Here is an 18,330-nt window from a genome sequence, read left to right as displayed (position 1 = left end):
TATGAAGTATATATATCTTTTGATTTTATTCAATCCGTTATTTCATTCCTCCTTACTCTGGGAAAATAAACTCGAAACGGATCCGCTATCTCAACAGTATCCATATGATATTGGTATCGAGAAGGATCCAAATGTGCTCTTTACAGAACAGTTCGAAGATGATACAGCAGGAATTTTTTCACGGTACGATGATGTAAAGAATAGGAAGGGGATATATACTGATCCGGATGTGCCAAAAGGAAGTAATGGCAAACAATCTATCCGTTTAACCAATACAGGAGGCAAAAACGATGGAGCGCATCTGTATAAAATGATCCAGCCCGGCTGGGATGACAGTCTCTTTATCCGTTATTATGTTAAGTATCCGGCTATTTCAAATGGGTATATTCATCATGAAGCGGTAAAAATTGGCGGAAATTATCCCGCTATACCCTATCATATGGGCCAGGCCGGCACCTGCGGACAGGGAGACAAGCGATTCTCCATTTCCTATGAACCCAATAATGAACCGGAAATGGACGCTTACCTCTACTGGGGGGAAATGCGTAGCTGGAACAATGGTAACAGCTGTTATGGAAATACACTGGTTAATAAAAGCAGTACTGCCCAGGATTTAAAATGGGATGAATGGATCTGCATTGAGATAATGATCAAACTCAATAAGCCCGCCACCGCCCGAAACGGATCTATCCGGATCTGGCAGGATGGTAAGGAAGTGGGCCACTGGGGAGCGGGTTTTCCAAAAGGCAGATGGGTAAAGGACCGCTGGATCAATGATCCATCCGGACAACCATTCGAAGGATTTCAATGGCGTTCCAATCCGCTGTTGAATTTCAATTTCCTTCGGATCGAACATTATGATAGTAAGAGTCCGGTTGGCGAAAACCATTATACCAAATATGATCATCTTGTAGTAGCGAAACGATATATCGGCCCTATTGCTGAGGACAATCACAGGAAATAGGCTGGGTGCTGATCAGGATATTATCAAAATAGCGCTCCTGCTCCTTTACCGATCCCTTGTTCCAGTAATTTTCAAAAAAAACAGCATTGATTCCATAGGAATCGGGTTGCAGGTTCCAGCTCGCATGCCAGTTCAGGTCATATCGCGCACCCTGTAACCTGCCATTGACCCACAACTCAAATACCCCATCCGAAATGCCCGGCGTATTGAGTTTTACATGCGCCACCACACAATTCCATTGTCCGATTAGGTCTTTCCGGAACAACGGAGTTGGTCCATGCGTCCCGTCCATCCAGCGCAGGTTAGCGAAATCATTGTATTTTTTACTGGCCAGTTTGCTGTCTGTACTGATACCGGTGGCAGGATCCATCACCAGGTAATCCCAGGTATCCGGTTTTCCACCTGACCAAACATGGGCAATCATTCCCTGTTGCCAGGACTTACTTGCAATAACAGTCGCTCTGCTTAATTTGTCGCCTCCGCCGCCTTCCCAGCCGGGTTGATTCCGGATATCGATCCGCCAGTAAATTTCTTTGAAATTGCTGTCCGGCATACTCCGGTGTGTCATACCTGAATCCGGAGATCGTCCAATTGCTTTTTGTAAAACACCTGCTCCAACCTCACCAGCCTGAAATTTCACCCGCATCCCAAAACTGCCGTTCCTGCCTACTCCCGACATTCGTACAAATTCACCATCATCCGGATCGTATCCAAAATAACGATTCCGGATTGGCTCATCCGATTCAAAATCATCGCAAAAAATGACCCCGGATTGTAATCGTAAAGAATCACAGGGTAAACAGGATTGAGCCTGACTGGTTATTGAACTACCGGCAGATAAATAAACCACGAGAAGAAAGGCAGGAATTCGCATGGGGAGAGTTTTTACTAAAGTTAGGCTCTTCCAGTAAAATAAGGAAATGAAAGAAAATGTTTTAAATACAAAATATTTTGAAAGATAAATAGGCTTATTTATATTTATACCTCCTTAAAATAATCAAGCATCATGCAACGATTGACAGTAACCTGCATTCGCCACTTTTTTCTTGTCCTGTTAACGGGATGGTCGGTTTCCATTCAGGCCAGTCCGCAACCGGCGCAGGATCTTCCGGCGCTGGTACCATATCCACGGGAAATCAGTTTCTCTGAAACCAGTGTACAATTGGCGGAGTTTACGCAAATCGTTTTATCCGGCAACGCAGGAAAGGCAGACCGGTTTACGGCGGAAATGCTTCAGGAATCTCTTCAAAAGAACTGGAGCAAAACAATTTCCGTAACCACTTCATCAAAACAAAAGTCAATTAGGTTGCAGCGAATTAAAGATAAAAGTCTGGGTGAAGAAGGGTATCGGCTTAGCGTACAGCCGGCAGGTATCACCATTTCATCTCCAGGCGAAGCCGGTTTGTTTTATGGTGTGCAGACCCTATTGCAGCTTATACAGGGCAAACCTGGAAGTGCCACAATCAGGGCAGTGCAGATCCGCGACTGGCCGGATACCAAAGTTCGTGCAGCGCATTACGATACCAAACATCATCAGGACAACAAAGAATATGTAAAACAATTCATTCGTGAGCTGGCAGCCTATAAAATGAATATGCTGGTTTGGGAATGGGAAGATAAATTTCTGTATCCCAGTCATCCGGAAATTGGGGCACCGGGTGCATTTACCATGGCTGAAATGCAGGAGCTGACCCGTTATGGACAGCAGTACCATGTTCAGATTGTTCCACTAGTTCAGGGCCTCGGACATGTCGGCTTTATTCTTAAATGGCCTCAGTTTGCGCATTTGAGAGAAGTTCCCGCTTCCAATTTTGAATTTTGTCCATTGAAAGAAGGTTCCTACGAACTGTTGATGGATTTATGGAAAGATGCAATGGAGGCTACACCCGGAGCAAAGTTTATCCATATCGGATCGGATGAAACCTATGAACTCGGAAAATGCGAAAACTGCAGTAAAAAGCAGACCGAAATCGGCAGAAGCGGCCTGTATCATCTTTTCCTGGGTAAAAGCGCAGAATTATTGAAGCCTTACAAAAGGGGCGTGATGGCCTGGGAAGCGCCCATGGGTTGGGCAAAGGGCCGACTCAATATTTATCATGGTGAAGATAAGGCAGTGCAACACGCTCCGGTTGTACCGCACAAATCATTGATCATGACCGAATCCTATAGTTATGAAACGCCTGATCTGAAATACGCAAAAGAAGCAAAAGCGCTGGGATATGCTGTGTATGCATATGACCCCAATCCGGGTATTGAGCAACTCTTCCTCCCTTATTTTTTCGTGAAAAAAGGAAAGGGTAAATACGAAGAAGGGGCACTGGAAGCTTCTGTAAAATTTCTGCAGGATAACCTGGGTAAAAATGTTTTTGACGGAGTTATTCGTACCAACTGGGACGATTCCGGCTTACCCATGCAGGCTTGGATGCTTTGTTTCGCCACTACAGCAGCCTACTCCTGGAATGTAAAAGGGTATAATATGGAGGAGTTTACAACTGCATTCATGCGCAATCGGTATGGGGCTGAACAAGATGAAATGACAACGCTGTATCGGCTATTGAATGAAGCAGCTTATTTCTATATGGAAAGTTTTGAGCGAAGAGTCTGGGCCTGGGGCGATATCGGAAAGACACACTTACCGGATCTGCCAAGAGGAGATGCACTGGAATACGATCCATTCTGGACAAGGGAATATGCAGACCGTTTGGAAGCTTCTAAACTTATGTTGCCAAAAATGGATTCAGCTATCGCGATTTGCACCACCAATTTAAAAGCTGGTGCACAAAATGCATATGATATTGAAGTGTTACAAACTCTGGCAGAACTGGCAAAACATACAGCTCAAACTTATTTCGATCTGGAAAAACTGGAGGCAACCATCAAAGAAGCACATCTGCAGCGATTCCTAAATACGGATTCATCGTACTATCATTTGTTGAATGCAGAAAAAATAGTAAGTGGTCAATTGGCCCGCAGGCAATCCGTGTTTTCTTCCCTTTGTAAAAAATGGGAAGAAACACGATTGCCAAAAGGCATGTCTACCCCGGACAAAAAATACTTTTTTGAACAGGAAAGAACCCGGCATTTTGCCAGCAGGGTAGCCGGAATGGACTACCTGATTTATGATGAACAATTACTCGATCTGGAAGGCTATCTGGAAAAACTAAAAGCATATAACAAGTATTTTCGTGAGCGATTCAAGCCAACTCTTCAACCCTAATTCAATTTTCATGCAACCAAGAAGAAAATTTGTACAGCAGCTTGCCTTATCAACAGCAGCAATTACGATTGGAAGTCCGGTTATAGCAGCCTTTTCCAATCAGCAAAAAAAATTGCGCATGGGTTTAATAGGAACGGGATTAAGAGGGCAGGCCCATCTTGCCATGAGTCTGGATCGTACAGATGTGGAAGTGACTGCCATCTGTGATATTGACCCACGTATGTTAAAAATGGCCGGCGACCTGATTAAAAAATCCGGAAAAACAGCTCCACAGGTATTTACCGGGGATGTATATGCGTATAAAAAAATGCTGGAATCCGGCAAACTCGATGCGGTAGTGATTTCAACACCCTGGGAATGGCATACGCCCATGATACTTGACAGTATTTCAGCCGGACTAAAATACATTGCAACCGAAGTGGTATTGGGCATAACGCTGGAAGATCATTGGGAAGTGGTACGTGCTGCAGAAAAAAACAAGGCACACGTAATGATGCTGGAGAATGCCTGCTATCGTCGCGATATTCTGGCTGTTCTGAATATGATTCGTCAGGGTTTGTTTGGAGAAATCATTCATCTGCAGGGGGGGTATCAGCACGATTTGAGAGGCGTTAAATTCAATGATGGCATCACTCCTTATAACAGCGGTGCGGAATTTGGAGAGAAAGGATTTTCAGAGGCGAAATGGAGAACAGCTCATTCGGTTCATCGTAACGGAGACCTGTATCCGACACATGATGTTGGCCCATTGGCTATGCTCATTGATATTAATCGGGGTAATCGTTTTGTATCCCTGAATTCATTCGCAACCAAATCAAGAGGGTTGCATAATTATATAGTTAAAAAGGGTGGCGCCAATCATCCCAATGCAAAACAGTTGTTCAAACTGGGGGATGTGGTAACCACACAGATTGCCTGCGCAAACGGAGAGACCATCTTTTTACAACATGATACCAATTTGCCCAGACCCTATTCGCTTGGGTTTCGGGTGCAGGGTACCAATGGAATCTGGATGAATCTGAACAATGGTATGTACATTGAAGGGGTTAGCAAATACGATCATGAACATTGGGATGATGCGGCGGAATGGTTCAAAAAATACGAACATCCGCTTTGGAAAAAATGGGGAGCGGAAGCCACCAAAACCGGGCATGATGGCATTGATTTTTTCGTGCTGCATGCTTTTGTCGAAGCTGCAAAACGAGGAGAGCCAACGCCAATGGATGTGTACGATGCGGCAGCCTGGAGTGCGATCACTCCGTTAAGCGAAACTTCAATTGCCCTTGGAAATGAAACCGTTGATTTTCCGGATTTCACCAGCGGACAATGGATGCAACGAACCAATCAGTTTGCAAAGGGAGATCAATATTAAATGAGAAATACGGTTGCTTTATTGGGTGGGTTGTTCTTTTTGTTTTGCGGGAATCAGGTTTTGCATGCACAACAGGCAGTAGCTCATCGCCCCAATATTATTCTGATCATTGGAGATGATATCAGCGTGGATGATCTTTCCTGTTATAATCAGCAGGCGTTACCAACACCCAATCTGGACAAACTTGCTGCGGAAGGTTTAAAGTTCAATCGCTTTTTTGTTACTGCAAGTTCCTGTAGTCCCAGCAGAGCAAGTATACTCACCGGACGATACCCGCATAATACCGGTGCTGCGGAATTACACAGCCCGGTTCCTTCGCATCTAGCCTACTTTCCAGAGTTGTTGAAAAATTCTGGTTATTACACGGCGCTTGCCGGAAAATGGCATGAAGGTCCGAATACAGCCAGAGCCTATGATACCATGCTGTTGAAGCATAATGGTGCTGGCGGAGAAGCACAATGGGAGCAGCTGGTACGTGCCACTCCGGCAAATAAGCCTTTTTTTCTCTGGCTGGCAGCACATGATGCGCATCGTCCCTGGGATAATGAATCAGATAGTCCATTTACTTCGGAGGATGTGCGGGTGTTTCCTCATTTGGTGGATATGCCGGGTACCCGACAGGACATTGCAAGCTATTATAATGAAATTTATCGGCTGGATCAGTATGTAGGAAAATTATTGAAGGTTTTGAAAGAGAAAGGAGTCCTGGAAAATACCCTGGTATTATTTGTTACAGATAATGGGCGTCCTTTTCCGGGTAGTAAAACCCTTTTGTACGACCGCGGGGTACAATCTCCCCTATTGTTGTACTGGCCTGATGGCATTGCAAAACCGGGAGCAGTTTCCGATGCATTGATCAGCAGCATTGATCTGGCACCAACATTCTGTGAGTTGGCAGGAGTTTCAGCTTCTCACCAATTTCAGGGCCGAAGTTTTGCAGGTCTCTTGAACAAGCCGGATCAGCGCTTTCGTAACTATGTTTTTCTTGAGCAAAACTGGCACGACTTTGAAGCCCATGCGCGAGGGGTTCGAACTGAGCGGTATTTATATATTAAGAACAATCGTCCGCAGTTTAATCAGGAAGGTCCGCTGGATGTAAAAGCCGGGGCGGCGGTGACGGACCTGCGTATTGCCAGGAACAGGAATGAATTATCGGCTCTGCAACAGTCGATTTATACAAGTCCGCGTGCAGCGGAAGAATTTTACGATACCCAATCAGATTCCTTACAGTTTGGCAATCGGATCGATGATCCCTCTTTTCGGAGGGAAATCCGCCGGCTGCAAAAGGTATTGAAACGCTGGATCCGCCAAACCGGCGATGATTGTCCGGATCAGCTTACCGCTGATTGGTACAATCCCCAGAGCCTGGAGCGGTTATCTGCCCATCAGAAAAGGGGAGTAATGCCGGGTGCTGTCAAAAAAGCTACTTACAACAATCGGAAGGGACCCTTCTGATTTCCTCAAATCTGCTGTTTTCTTTTCTTGTTTCAGGGTTTGATAAGGTTTCGCAAATAAAAAGGGGAAAAAATCTATTTTTATTTTGTTAAATAATGAATTAAACATAATTTTAAGGAAAGGAAACGAAAATATAACACCGACAATTTCTTTTGTAACCTTCTTTTTTTAATTAATGCCAAATACACTGCAAATGAAACGAAATCAATTGATGAGTAGTCTGCTACTGATCCTATTGTTGTTTATGACGGGAGGGATTGCCTTCTCGCAAACAGCAAAGATCGGTGGTACTATTTTGGACGAGAATCAAAAACCGTTAACCGGAGTCTCTGTTTTTCTCAAGGGTACAACCCGTGGGGTACTAACCGATGCGGACGGTAAATTCTCCATCGATGCCCCTGCCAATGGTACGCTGGTTGTTAGTTATACCGGTTTTCAGCAGCAGGAGCTCCCCATCAATGGGCGTCAGAATATCGCTATAACATTATCTGCTTCCAACGGACAGCTATCAGAAGTGGTTGTTACGGCTCTTGGGGTGGAAAGAAACAGAAAATCGCTGGGTTATTCCATGCAAACCATTGATGGAGACCGTTTGTCAGAAAATAAGGACCTCAACGTGGCAAATGCCTTGAAAGGCAAGGTTTCCGGAGTGCACATCAATCCTTCTTCTGGAGGTGCCGGGGGATCCAGTTTTGTTGTAATCAGAGGTGCATCTTCTCTTCAGGGAAATAATCAACCTTTGTATGTTATCGACGGTGTGCCTATTGATAATCAGACATTAGGTACACCAGGTCAATTTGGCGGACAACGTGATTTTGGTGATGGTATCGGTAATATCAATCCGGATGATATTGAGTCTATGTCAGTATTGAAAGGTCCGGCTGCAGCTGCACTGTACGGTGCACGCGGTGCAAATGGTGTAATTCTGATCACTTCCAAAAAAGGAAAATCAGGCCGCCCCGCGCGCGTGGATATTACTTCCAATTCAACCTTTGAATCTCCCAATGTTTTACCAACATTCCAAAATGTATGGGGCGGCGGATACGATGATAACTATACCTCTTTCAATAAAAAAACAATTGATGGAGTTGAATATGACAGCTGGCCCGGCTGGATGAATGATAATTGGGGAGGACGAATGGACGGTAGAAAAATCGTCTTTGATGCATGGCCGGAAATTGGGGTCGTTTCGTATACACCGCAACCCTCAGATAACCTGAAATCTTTTTTCCGTACGGGTAAAACATTTACCAATACGGTTGCAGTGTCAGGTGGCAGCGAAAAAGGCACGTATCGTCTCTCCGCTTCGGATATGAGAAATGAAGGTATTATTCCAAATAACTCATTGAAAAGACAAAGTATTAATTTACTGGCCTCGCTGAATGTAACTAAAAGGCTTACTGTTGAAACAAAAGTGAACTATATCCGCCAAAGTGGGAATAATCGTCCTGAAGTAGGTGGATTACTTACATCTCCGATTGCCAGTTTGATGATAACACCGCGTTTCATTGATCTTGCCTGGCAAAAAGACTATAAACGAGCCAATGGTACCCAGATCAACTATAAAAATGGCAGCCCTAATAACCCCTACTGGCTGATGAATGAACTGATTAGTAAGGATACCCGTGACAGGATCATCGGTTATGTGCTTGCCCGGTATAAATTTACAGATTGGCTTAGCCTCCAGGCACGGTCAGGTACTGATTTTTATACAGAAAACAGGATGGTTAGAATTGGAATAGGGACACCCGGAACCCTGGATGGAAGTATAGCAAATGATCAATACCAGGTTAAAGAATCAAATAGTGATTTGTTATTAACTGCAGCAGGTGACCTGTCCAAAAATTTTACCGGATCCGTTTCCCTGGGTGGCAATCATCTGAAAAGAGAACAGGAGCAGGTTGGTTTTACTGGTACCGGCTTTAATATTCCGGGACTCTATCATATCAACAATGCAAAAACAAAAGCGACCAGAAATAATATAAGTGAAAAAGTAATTAACTCTGCTTATTTCACCGGACAAATTGGGTATAAAAATTTCCTATTCCTCGATGTAACCGGCAGAAATGACTGGTCTTCAACTCTTGGATTAAAAAATCAATCCTTTTTCTATCCATCTGTTAGTACCAGCTTTGTATTTTCTGATGTTTTGGGAACCAATACAGGGATTCTGGATTATGGAAAACTTCGGGTTTCTTATGCGGAAGCAGGAAATGACGCAGATCCCTATCGTACAACAGGTGGTTATAATTTATCCAACCTGAATTTTAATGGGCAACCATTTGCAGCCATAAATTCAACTGTACCCTTAGCAGATCTAAAAAATGAGTTGACAAGAAGTTTTGAAATCGGAACTGAACTTCGATTCTTAAACAACCGGCTTGGTCTTGATTTAACCTATTATAGGGCGGCAACATTTAATCAGATTATCAACATAGGTTTGTCAAATGCAACCGGATATGCATCCAGGATGATCAATGCAGGTGAAATTCAGAATAGGGGAGTGGAAATTTTGCTCACCGGAAGCCCGGTAAGAACAAAAGATTTCAGCTGGGATATGATTTTGAACCTGTCAAGAAATCGGTCAAAGGTTCTTGAATTGACAGAAGGAATATCAACTTACATGATGCTGTCAGCAACACGTGTTTCCATTCAGGCAACTCCTGGTGAAGCATTTGGTAATTTGATAGGGTATGACTATAAGAGAACGGAAGACGGACGCATTTTATTAACCGAGCAGGGAAAATTCCAACGAGCAGATGAAGCGACTATCCTTGGAAATATTCAGCCCGACTGGCTGGGTGGAATAACCAACAGTTTCACCTATAAAGGGATTACACTGAGTGCATTGATTGATTTCAGGAAAGGCGGAAAGATTTATTCTCAATCCTATGATGATCAGAGTGCAAAAGGAACGGGTAAGTTCACAGAAAACAGAACAAATCTGATTGCAGAAGGGGTAATTGAAGGTCCGGATGGGAAATATACACCAAGTGATATTGTACTATTGGCTCAGGATTACTATGCCGGCAGAAGTAGCTGGGGAAATATCGCAACGGATGCCATTATCGATGCAGATTATGCAGCTCTTCGGGAAGCGAGCATTGGGTATAATATCGGTGCTTCCAGATGGTTGAATAAAACCTATTTTAAAGGAACCCGGATTTCACTCATAGGCAGAAACCTTTTCTATATCCACCGGGATGCCAAGTTCAAGGCTATGGGGATAAGTCCGGAATCAGCCTATAATACCACTATTTCTGCTCAGGGATACGAAGCAAAAGGTGTTCCAACAACCCGCAGCATTGGAATTAATCTATCCTTTACTTTTTAACCGATTAATCAGAACGTATGAAACTCAGAAAATATAAAATACACCTTATTTCGGCCGGGATGATAACCCTGATTATGGCGGGGTGTACAAAAAACTTTGAACAGATAAATACCAATCCTATTCTGATTACAAAAGAGGTGATTCGTCCATCTATGATGTTTACCCTTGTATTGAAGAATACCATTTTTGCAAATCATAGTAATGGAACCCTGAATGAATACAGTAACTATTATGCCAACCAGGCATCCGGTACTATTTTTCAGGCGCGTGATTGGGGTGGAAGTTTCAATTATACCGGCGATCTGATAAATATTGCGGAAGTTATCCGGTTAACAGGTAATGATCCGGCTTTGAAAAATCAACAGGCTGTAGCAAGAATCTGGAAGGTTTGGCAATTTCACCAGCTTACTGATATGTTTGGTGATGTGCCATATTCTGAAGCCCTGCTGGATGTAAATGAAGTAATCAATCAGCCTGTTTATGATACACAGGAAGCGATTTACACGGATATGCTGAAAGAGTTGAAAGAAGCTGCTGCACAACTTACTGCAGAGCCCGCTCTTGCGTCTTTCGGTTCTGCAGATATTCTTTTTAATGGAAATGCAGAGCGCTGGGTTCGTTTCGCCAATTCTTTGCGTCTTCGCTTAGCCATACGCGTTCGTTATGCAAATGAAAGCCTGGCACAGGAACATATTTCAGATGTAATTACCAAGCCGCTCATAGTTGCAAATAATCAGGCTGCTACCTTGCGTACCATTGACGGTGCAGAAGTTGCTAACCGCAATCCGCTTTATAATTCCTTCGTTAGTTCAAATGGTTATCCTTTATGGGTTGGGTTTACCGTTACGCAGAATCTTCTCCAGCGGGATGATCCAAGATTGGAAAAATTTGCCGATCCTGCTACAGATGGTGTATCCGGATATAAGGGCCGTCCCATGTGCCTGTTCACAGATGAAAAACCTCCCTATGGAGACGTCAATACGGCCTATCTGGATTATTTTTTCCGGACACCGGTGTTTGATATTCAGGTTATGAATGCGGCGGAAGTCGCTTTCCTTCGGGCTGAGGCTGCTCTGGTTGGGCTTTCCAGTGAGGATGCAGAAGCAATGTATAGAAATGGAATAGAACTGTCTATGAGTCAGTATAATGTTGCTGCAGGGGATATTGTTGATTATCTGGCAGGCGAGTATGGTTCTCTTGAAGGATCAGAAGAAGAACAGCTTCGGGAAATTATAATTCAAAAATATCTTGCCAACTTCTGGTTGGGAACAGAAAGCTGGGCTGAATATCGCAGAACCGGTTATCCTGAAATTTGGACCGGTAGCGACCTGGGTAGCACAAACGGAAGAATACCTCGCAGAGCAACCTATCCGCAATCGGAATATTCACTGAATGAGAATAATGTGCGGTCAGCAATTTCCAGATTAGAGGGCGGTGATCTGATGACCAGCAGAATCTGGTGGGATGCTAAACCGGGATTGCCTTTCCTTCACCCAAGACAAGGCCAGTTTCCACCTGAGATTTACTAGGTTTTCCACACAGTATTAATAGTTTTGCAATGCATTCAATACATTGGTCTATACCGGGTATTGAATGCTTTTTTATTTTCAGATAATAATTCGAAAATTATTTCCGATGATTAAAGTGGACTAATATGAAACAGGTAATCTATTTCGCATTCCTTATTTGTTGGACTATAGGAGCCGCAGGCCAGATAAAAAAGGAAAAATTGAATGTGCTTTTTATTGCCGCGGATGATCTGAATAATGACCTGGGTTGTTATGGTCATCCACTTATAAAAACACCCAATATTGATCGGTTAGCTAAAATGGGTGTTCAGTTTAATGCTGCCTATAATCAATATCCACTTTGCAATCCCAGCAGAGCTTCTGTTATGACAGGGATTAGACCAGAACAACTCAAAATCTATGACCTTGACACCCATTTCAGAACGAGATTCCCTGATGTCATTACACTTCCTCAACTGTTCCGGAAGAATGGATATAAATCTGCGCGGCTTGGAAAAATTTATCATTATCATGTACCAGCTGAAATTGGAACGGACGGTCTGGACGATAAACCGAGTTGGGATACCGTAGTCAATCCGATTGGCCGGGACAAGTTGGAGGAAGCATTGGTCAAAAATCTCACACCGCAACGATCTCTTGGTGCAGCGCTAGCCTGGCACCAATCGGAAGGAACTGCAGATGAGCAAACTGATGGAAAAATTGCAAATGAAGCAGTTCGCCTGATGAAAACGCTGAAAGAAGAACCATTTTTTATGGCAGTAGGATTTTTTCGTCCTCATACACCTTATATAGCTACAAAAGAGTTTTTTGATTTATATCCTACAGATAAAATACAATTGCCAGATTCAAGCATAAGCGACTGGAATGACATTCCGGCAGCAGCATTATTTACCAAGCCTGCACATTGGGGATTGTCAGTTGATGAAAGAATTACCGCTATGCGTGCTTATTATGCCTCTATTTCTCTGCTGGATCAACAAGTCGGAAAACTGCTGGATGCATTGGAAGAACTTGATTTAATGAAATCAACTATAATCGTGTTTTGGAGTGATCACGGATATCACCTGGGTGAACATGGGCAATGGCTGAAGCAAAGTTTGTTTGAAGGAGTTGCAAGAGTACCGCTGATTATTGCTGGTCCGGGTATTGCGAAGGCCGCCACCTGTAACCGGACGGTTGAACTGGTTGGACTGTATCCAACACTGGCTACTCTTTGTAATCTTCCCCTTCCAGGTCAGCTGCAAGGGAAAAATTATACTGCTCTCTTAAAAAATCCCGCAGCTAAATGGAGCCACCCGGCTTATACTCAAATCAAAAGAGGTACCATTTTTGGTAATAGCATTCGAACAGAAAAATGGCGATATACTGAATGGGATGAAGGAAGAGCTGGCTTTGAATTGTATGATCATGAAAAAGACCCCAATGAGTTTACTAATTTATATGAATCAATGAAAAACAGCAAAACGGTAATTGAATTGTCAAAACAACTAAAATTGGTAAAATCATCGGATCAGTTGAATTGATTTTTTTTATGACGAAGTAAATGCCTGAATGGCGTTAAGGAGTTGTTCAATATCATGCCTCGTGTGGTGGCTGTTTAGTATGATGCGGGTAATAAGTTCATCGGAAGATGTAGGATACGAGAAGCTGCTGATCAGGATATTTTGCGCTAAGAGAAAACCGGCCAATTCATTTTTATGACAATAAGTTACCGGATATTGTTCTGCATATTGGAAAGCTGAATTCCTGTTAAGGCTTGATTGGAAAAATTGAATATTATGCTTTAATCTCACCCGTTCTTCTGCATAAATTGATCCTGCATGTAAATAGGCATGCAGGTATGCCGGTGCCATTGGTGAAGCGGCAGTATAGTAGGAACTTTTTCTGAATTCAGCTATATTCTCTTTGGTGCTGATAATAATTCCACCAGGTAATCCCATTGCCTTACCCAAGGATGAAACTACTATCAAATCAATTCCGGATTTTGTACCTAAAGCAGCGTAAATCCCTTCCCCATTTTCACCGGTCACTCCAAGTCCATGCGAATCATCCACTATCAGCGTGATTGATTTATGGTGAGGAAGATGATTGATCCATGAAAAATCATGATAGGCTGCTTTTAATGGGTCCAGTGAATTGCAAATTATTACCAACTCATTGGCAGGATTCATTGCAATTGTTTCTGGCAACCGGTCAGCCCATTCTTTAAAAGACCCAATAGTATAATCTTTTTTGGTACGAAGTAATGCCGGATGACTATCCGGCGCATAGATGAAGGAAGCCTTGTTCTCATATTGCCGGATCACCAATTGGGCGGCCATAAAACCGGAAGAAAGCGTTAGGCTTGCTTCTGATCTAAATTGCACCGACATTGCTGCTTCTGCTTCTTCATACACCGGAATTTGAAAATTTCCCGAGCGGGAACTCCCATAATTAGTTCCGTATAACTGCATGCCTTCCTGAATTAGTTGGGTGAACGCTTCATTGTGGTTCATGCACAAATAAGCGGTGCCACTGAAATATAAATGTGGTATTCCCTTTATTGAAACAACCCGATCTGGCATGGCGCCTCCCTGATTGGTATATGAAGTAATCAATCTGTTATTTTTTTGCTGGTTTCAGCAAATCTAACAATGCCCAGGTTAAACTTTTAATTCCGGTTTCCAGACCTGGATTTATTTCCGGCAGATAAAGCGGTGAATGGGTTGATACAAAAGGCCCTGTTCCAACTGTTCCTACAGAATAAATCAGCGTAGGCAGAGGTGGATCGGTCTGTCGGTACATGCCAAAATCCTCTCCATACATTTCCGGCTGAAGCAGGATTACCTTGTCTTTTCCGAACTTTTCCTGGAATACGGCTCCTATCCGGTGGCTCAGGGTTGGATCATTATAAACCAATGGGCTGGATTCATCACGGAGATGAATAACCGGATAATCTTTTTCCTCCAATCCGGCTGCCATCGCTACGCCATTGGCTATTCGCTGAACACTTCGGATCATGGCTGCCTGAACACTGTCATTTAGAGAACGGATGGTCAGGCCCAATTGCACTTCAGCTGGTATGGTGTTTGAATTCGATCCCCCATGAATGGATCCAATGGTAAGAACAGCTGGTTCAGCCGGATTAACTTCTCTGCTTACAATCGTTTGAAGGGACATGATTAACTGGGCGGCTAATACGATCGGGTCTTTAGAAAAATTAGGCATTCCGCCATGCCCGCCCTTTCCTTTTACAGTAATATCCAGGAGATCAATTTTGGCAAGGGCACCACCCGGACAATAGCCCACGGTACCGGCAGGTAATTTGGAATTCACATGAAGAGCCAGGGCATAATCCGGTTTTGGAAACCTGGAATATAATCCATCAGCCAGCATGCCTTTTGCACCTGCAGCTTTTTCCTCTGCCGGTTGAGCTATAAAGACCAGGGTGCCTTTCCAGTATTTCCGGTGGGTATCCATAAAGCGGGCAACCGCCAGCCAGGTAGTCATATGAAAATCATGCCCGCAGGCATGCATAACCGGAATTTTATTTCCCTGCTTGTCGGTAATTATTTTTGTGCTGGCATAAGAGGCACCCGTGGCTTCCTGAATGGGCAGAGCATCCATGTCGGTGCGTACCAGAATAGTGGGACCTTTCCCGTTTTCTAAAACGCCCACTACGCCAAATCCACCAATGTTTTCGGTAACCTTTACCCCTAATTTTTTCAGCTCTTTTGCTAATAATGCGGAGGTGGCTGCCTCTTCAAAGGATAATTCGGGGTTTTGGTGGAGCTGTTTATAAAAGCCAATCAGCTCTTCTTTCTGCACTGAAATAAATCGATCCAAATCCTGATTAATCTGTGCATATCCGGTAAGCTCCATCAAAAGCATGGATGCCAGCAATACATATTTCATAGATCAATTTTATAATTCCCGAATAAAAAGATTGGCAAATTGAAACCTGTTGTTAGACGCATGATCATCCTGCAAAGCAATCGGACCTTCGGGAGCAATCCCCGGCAGCTGTGCATGATCAATTACCGTAATACCATTTAATTGAACTGTCAGCCGGTCTTTAATTAATCGGATATAAAAGCGATTCCACTGACCGGGAAAATTATCAGCCTTTATTTTTGGTGTAACTGCTTCCCGAACTTCAGGAGGCATTTTTTTATCTACCCGGAATCCATAAATTTCACCCGAACCAAGATAACGATACCCGATATTAATCTGATTTTTTGAATGACCTCTGAGGTAAATGCCGGTATCACCCGCATACAGTTCCAATACCTGTTGAACAGTTCCATCCGGATTCAAGGCATTATCACCGTTGGGCAGTACAACCGGACTTAATTCAGCTGTTGGCTCGCGGGTCAGCCGGATATCAGCAATCAGTTCAAAATCACGGTAAGACTGCTTTGTCCACAAACACTTGTCTTTTTCCTGGCTGAGTCCGTCATAATCAATCATCCAGTTGGAAGCTGTCCAATGACCTTCATGTCCGGGTTTCATTTGCCATTGATTCAGCTCATCACCATTGTACAATGGATGAAAGCGGGTATCCATTGCTGTTTGTACCTGTTTGTCAGCAGGCTGAGTTTCGAATTCAGAGAATCGAATATTGGCGAAGGTTTTTGGTGATCCGTCTTTAAGAAAACAAATAAAGCCGGCTGATTTGTCGGACGCATTAATTGTTTTAATTAGTTTTTTATCTCCAAAAATTCTGTATTGCCCATTTTTTGCTTCAATCAGATATTGTACCCATTTATTTTTTTGCAGACGGATGGGAACCCCATCAGGATATGGACTTCCTTTTTCAGGCAGTTCTGTGGCCGCCAGCATAATATCAACTGATTCAGGGCTTTCACTGTAAGCGTCAAAACTTAAAAGGTAATCGCCCGCAATTTTTGGAGATCGCAGGTACCCTATTCCATTGCTGCTGGTTTTCAAGCTATCCTTCTTAATGATCCAATCACCAGCAGGAGCATTTATAGCTGCCCAGTTGCTGAAATCAGTTTCATTAGAAATTAAGCTTACAGATTCCGTATGCGTGGGTAATCTGGTAGCGATACAGGCAGTCAGGCTGGTGCCGGAAATAGCCAGTACTAACAATGATTTTTTCATGACAGCAGTTCAGTCAGTTACAAAACAGGCGAAACACCCGGGATGGCAAAAGGATATAATCCATTTTTATCTGGCATTACCGGTGCTGCTGCATCCCATGCAAAGCGATTAGGCAGCAGGGTTAGTTCAGAATTAAAAGCATCTTTCCATTCTACCAGTTTGCCTGAATGGGCCGCCATTCTGCCAAGGATGGTAGTCATGGTACTCAGGGCTCCCCACTCGGTATCATTCAGGGGCGTATTGTTTCTGATTGCTTCAAATAATTTGTCGTGTTCGATCTGATAGGCATTTTCAGTGGATCCACTCTGCCTTCTCCAGATCCGTTCTCCGTTTGCATCTCTGATTCCGGAATGAATGCTTGCAGTACCATTGGCTCCCTGAAAATAAGCGCCGCCTTTAGTGTTAGTACCAGGGAGGTGACGGATAAAGCTGTTCAGTTTAAAACCATCTTCGTATTCATATTCAATGGCAAAGTTGTCGAAGATATCTCCCTGGTCGGGTTGGCCCTGCATGGCTTTTCCACCAATTGCTTGGGCTCTTACCGGGAAGGAACCTTTGAACCAGTTCACCACATCCGTATTGTGGATCTGCAATCCAGCGGGAGAACCTGCCCAAAGCCAATTGAAATAGCGCCAGTTACGTAACTGGTATTCCATTTCAGTTTGTCCGGAAGTGCGTTTGATCTGCTTTAATGGCCCGATCATATAATAATCGGTAGCGGAAACTATTTTTCCAATAGCTCCCTGCTTCAGTTTATCAACCATTTCGATAAATGCCGGATCATATCTGTTTTGCAATCCAACCACTACTTTCAGGTTTTTTTGTGCTGCCAGTTTTCCGGTCTCCAGTACCTGGCGAATACCCGGCGCATCAGAAGCCAGAGGCTTTTCCATAAACACATGTTTTCCGGCCTTTACTGCAGCATCAAAATGAAGAGGTCGGAATGCAGGAGGAGTTACCAGCAGAACGACATCTGCTAAAGCGATGGCTTTTTCATAAGCATTAAACCCGACAAATTTATTGGCATCCGGAACCTTTAATTTTCCTTTGATATCCTCAATTTTATTCATCAGGGCAATGGAATCATCAATTTTGTCACGAAAAACATCGGCCATAGCTACCAACTCAATTGCACCTTTGGTTCTTAGTGCATTTACTGCTGCTCCTGTACCTCTGTCACCACATCCGATGAGGGCGATTTTTATTGTATCTGCAGAAAGAAAAAATCCTTTTGCCGAAACTGGTAAGGAGCTGATCAATAAAGAACCACCAAAAAGAGCACTGGTCTTTTTTATAAAAGTCCTTCTCCTGTTATTGTTTTCTGATAGAAAGGATGTTTTACTCATACTAATCGGT

The 18,330-nt window shown here is 43.5% G+C and carries 12 protein-coding genes; 7 read left to right on the top strand and 5 right to left on the bottom strand.

From position 1 onward, the window contains the following. Position 1 precedes the first annotated feature (1 nt). A complete protein-coding gene (locus B2746_RS18895; protein ID WP_290797457.1) occupies positions 2-964 on the top strand; it encodes a hypothetical protein in 963 nt (320 codons plus the stop codon). On the opposite strand, the gene B2746_RS18890 is transcribed toward B2746_RS18895, so the two are convergent. Further along, complete coding sequence (locus tag B2746_RS18890; RefSeq protein ID WP_290797455.1) at positions 936-1,838, bottom strand: hypothetical protein; 903 nt, start codon at positions 1,836-1,838, stop codon at positions 936-938. The two genes, B2746_RS18895 and B2746_RS18890, sit on opposite strands and share 29 nt — an antisense overlap. A 132-nt stretch (positions 1,839-1,970) precedes the next feature. On the opposite strand from B2746_RS18890, the gene B2746_RS18885 reads away from it, so the two are divergent. From B2746_RS18885 to B2746_RS18860, 6 genes are all read left to right on the top strand, one after another. Further along, on the top strand, positions 1,971-4,181 hold the full coding sequence (locus B2746_RS18885) for a beta-N-acetylhexosaminidase (protein ID WP_290797452.1): 2,211 nt from the start codon (positions 1,971-1,973) through the stop codon (positions 4,179-4,181). 10 nt (positions 4,182-4,191) lie between these two features. Further along, a complete protein-coding gene (locus B2746_RS18880) occupies positions 4,192-5,553 on the top strand; it encodes a Gfo/Idh/MocA family protein (protein ID WP_290797447.1) in 1,362 nt (453 codons plus the stop codon). Then, on the top strand, positions 5,554-7,008 hold the full coding sequence (locus B2746_RS18875; RefSeq protein WP_290797444.1) for a sulfatase family protein: 1,455 nt from the start codon (positions 5,554-5,556) through the stop codon (positions 7,006-7,008). Positions 7,009-7,201: 193 nt separating this feature from the next. Beyond that, complete coding sequence (locus B2746_RS18870; protein WP_290797441.1) at positions 7,202-10,342, top strand: SusC/RagA family TonB-linked outer membrane protein; 3,141 nt, start codon at positions 7,202-7,204, stop codon at positions 10,340-10,342. A 17-nt stretch (positions 10,343-10,359) separates the two neighbouring features. Then, the gene (locus B2746_RS18865; RefSeq protein WP_290797439.1) at positions 10,360-11,871 is read left to right on the top strand and encodes a SusD/RagB family nutrient-binding outer membrane lipoprotein; all 1,512 of its coding nucleotides are present in this window, start codon (positions 10,360-10,362) and stop codon (positions 11,869-11,871) included. Between the two features lie 125 nt (positions 11,872-11,996). Then, positions 11,997-13,394 (top strand): sulfatase, encoded by a 1,398-nt coding sequence (locus tag B2746_RS18860; protein ID WP_290797437.1) that lies wholly within the window; start codon positions 11,997-11,999, stop codon positions 13,392-13,394. A gap of 6 nt (positions 13,395-13,400) precedes the next feature. On the opposite strand, the gene B2746_RS18855 is transcribed toward B2746_RS18860, so the two are convergent. Genes B2746_RS18855 through B2746_RS18840 form a run of 4 tightly spaced genes read right to left on the bottom strand, consistent with a single transcriptional unit; the run spans position 13,401 to position 18,320 of the window. After that, positions 13,401-14,468, bottom strand: coding sequence for an aminotransferase class I/II-fold pyridoxal phosphate-dependent enzyme (locus tag B2746_RS18855; protein ID WP_290797434.1), 1,068 nt, complete (start codon positions 14,466-14,468; stop codon positions 13,401-13,403). A 4-nt stretch (positions 14,469-14,472) separates the two neighbouring features. Further along, positions 14,473-15,765, bottom strand: a complete 1,293-nt coding sequence (locus tag B2746_RS18850) for an amidohydrolase (protein WP_290797431.1) — start codon at positions 15,763-15,765, stop codon at positions 14,473-14,475. Positions 15,766-15,774: 9 nt separating this feature from the next. Beyond that, positions 15,775-16,974, bottom strand: coding sequence for a 3-keto-disaccharide hydrolase (locus tag B2746_RS18845; protein WP_290797429.1), 1,200 nt, complete (start codon positions 16,972-16,974; stop codon positions 15,775-15,777). Positions 16,975-16,991: 17 nt separating this feature from the next. Further along, positions 16,992-18,320, bottom strand: a complete 1,329-nt coding sequence (locus tag B2746_RS18840; RefSeq protein WP_290797424.1) for a Gfo/Idh/MocA family protein — start codon at positions 18,318-18,320, stop codon at positions 16,992-16,994. Positions 18,321-18,330 lie beyond the last annotated feature (10 nt).

Origin of the sequence: Flavihumibacter sp. UBA7668 (assembly GCF_002483205.1) — a bacterium.
Lineage (GTDB): Bacteria > Bacteroidota > Bacteroidia > Chitinophagales > Chitinophagaceae > Flavihumibacter.
This window is presented reverse-complemented; position numbering and strand designations above follow the sequence as displayed.

Bases quoted from the DNA above. Each gene is read 5' to 3' on its own strand.
- B2746_RS18895 (WP_290797457.1), top strand. From the start codon at position 2: ATGAAGTATATATATCTTTTGATTTTATTCAATCCGTTATTTCATTCC.
- B2746_RS18890 (WP_290797455.1), bottom strand. From the start codon at position 1,838: ATGCGAATTCCTGCCTTTCTTCTCGTGGTTTATTTATCTGCCGGTAGT.
- B2746_RS18885 (WP_290797452.1), top strand. From the start codon at position 1,971: ATGCAACGATTGACAGTAACCTGCATTCGCCACTTTTTTCTTGTCCTG.
- B2746_RS18880 (WP_290797447.1), top strand. From the start codon at position 4,192: ATGCAACCAAGAAGAAAATTTGTACAGCAGCTTGCCTTATCAACAGCA.
- B2746_RS18875 (WP_290797444.1), top strand. From the start codon at position 5,554: ATGAGAAATACGGTTGCTTTATTGGGTGGGTTGTTCTTTTTGTTTTGC.
- B2746_RS18870 (WP_290797441.1), top strand. From the start codon at position 7,202: ATGAAACGAAATCAATTGATGAGTAGTCTGCTACTGATCCTATTGTTG.
- B2746_RS18865 (WP_290797439.1), top strand. From the start codon at position 10,360: ATGAAACTCAGAAAATATAAAATACACCTTATTTCGGCCGGGATGATA.
- B2746_RS18860 (WP_290797437.1), top strand. From the start codon at position 11,997: ATGAAACAGGTAATCTATTTCGCATTCCTTATTTGTTGGACTATAGGA.
- B2746_RS18850 (WP_290797431.1), bottom strand. From the start codon at position 15,765: ATGAAATATGTATTGCTGGCATCCATGCTTTTGATGGAGCTTACCGGA.
- B2746_RS18845 (WP_290797429.1), bottom strand. From the start codon at position 16,974: ATGAAAAAATCATTGTTAGTACTGGCTATTTCCGGCACCAGCCTGACT.
- B2746_RS18840 (WP_290797424.1), bottom strand. From the start codon at position 18,320: ATGAGTAAAACATCCTTTCTATCAGAAAACAATAACAGGAGAAGGACT.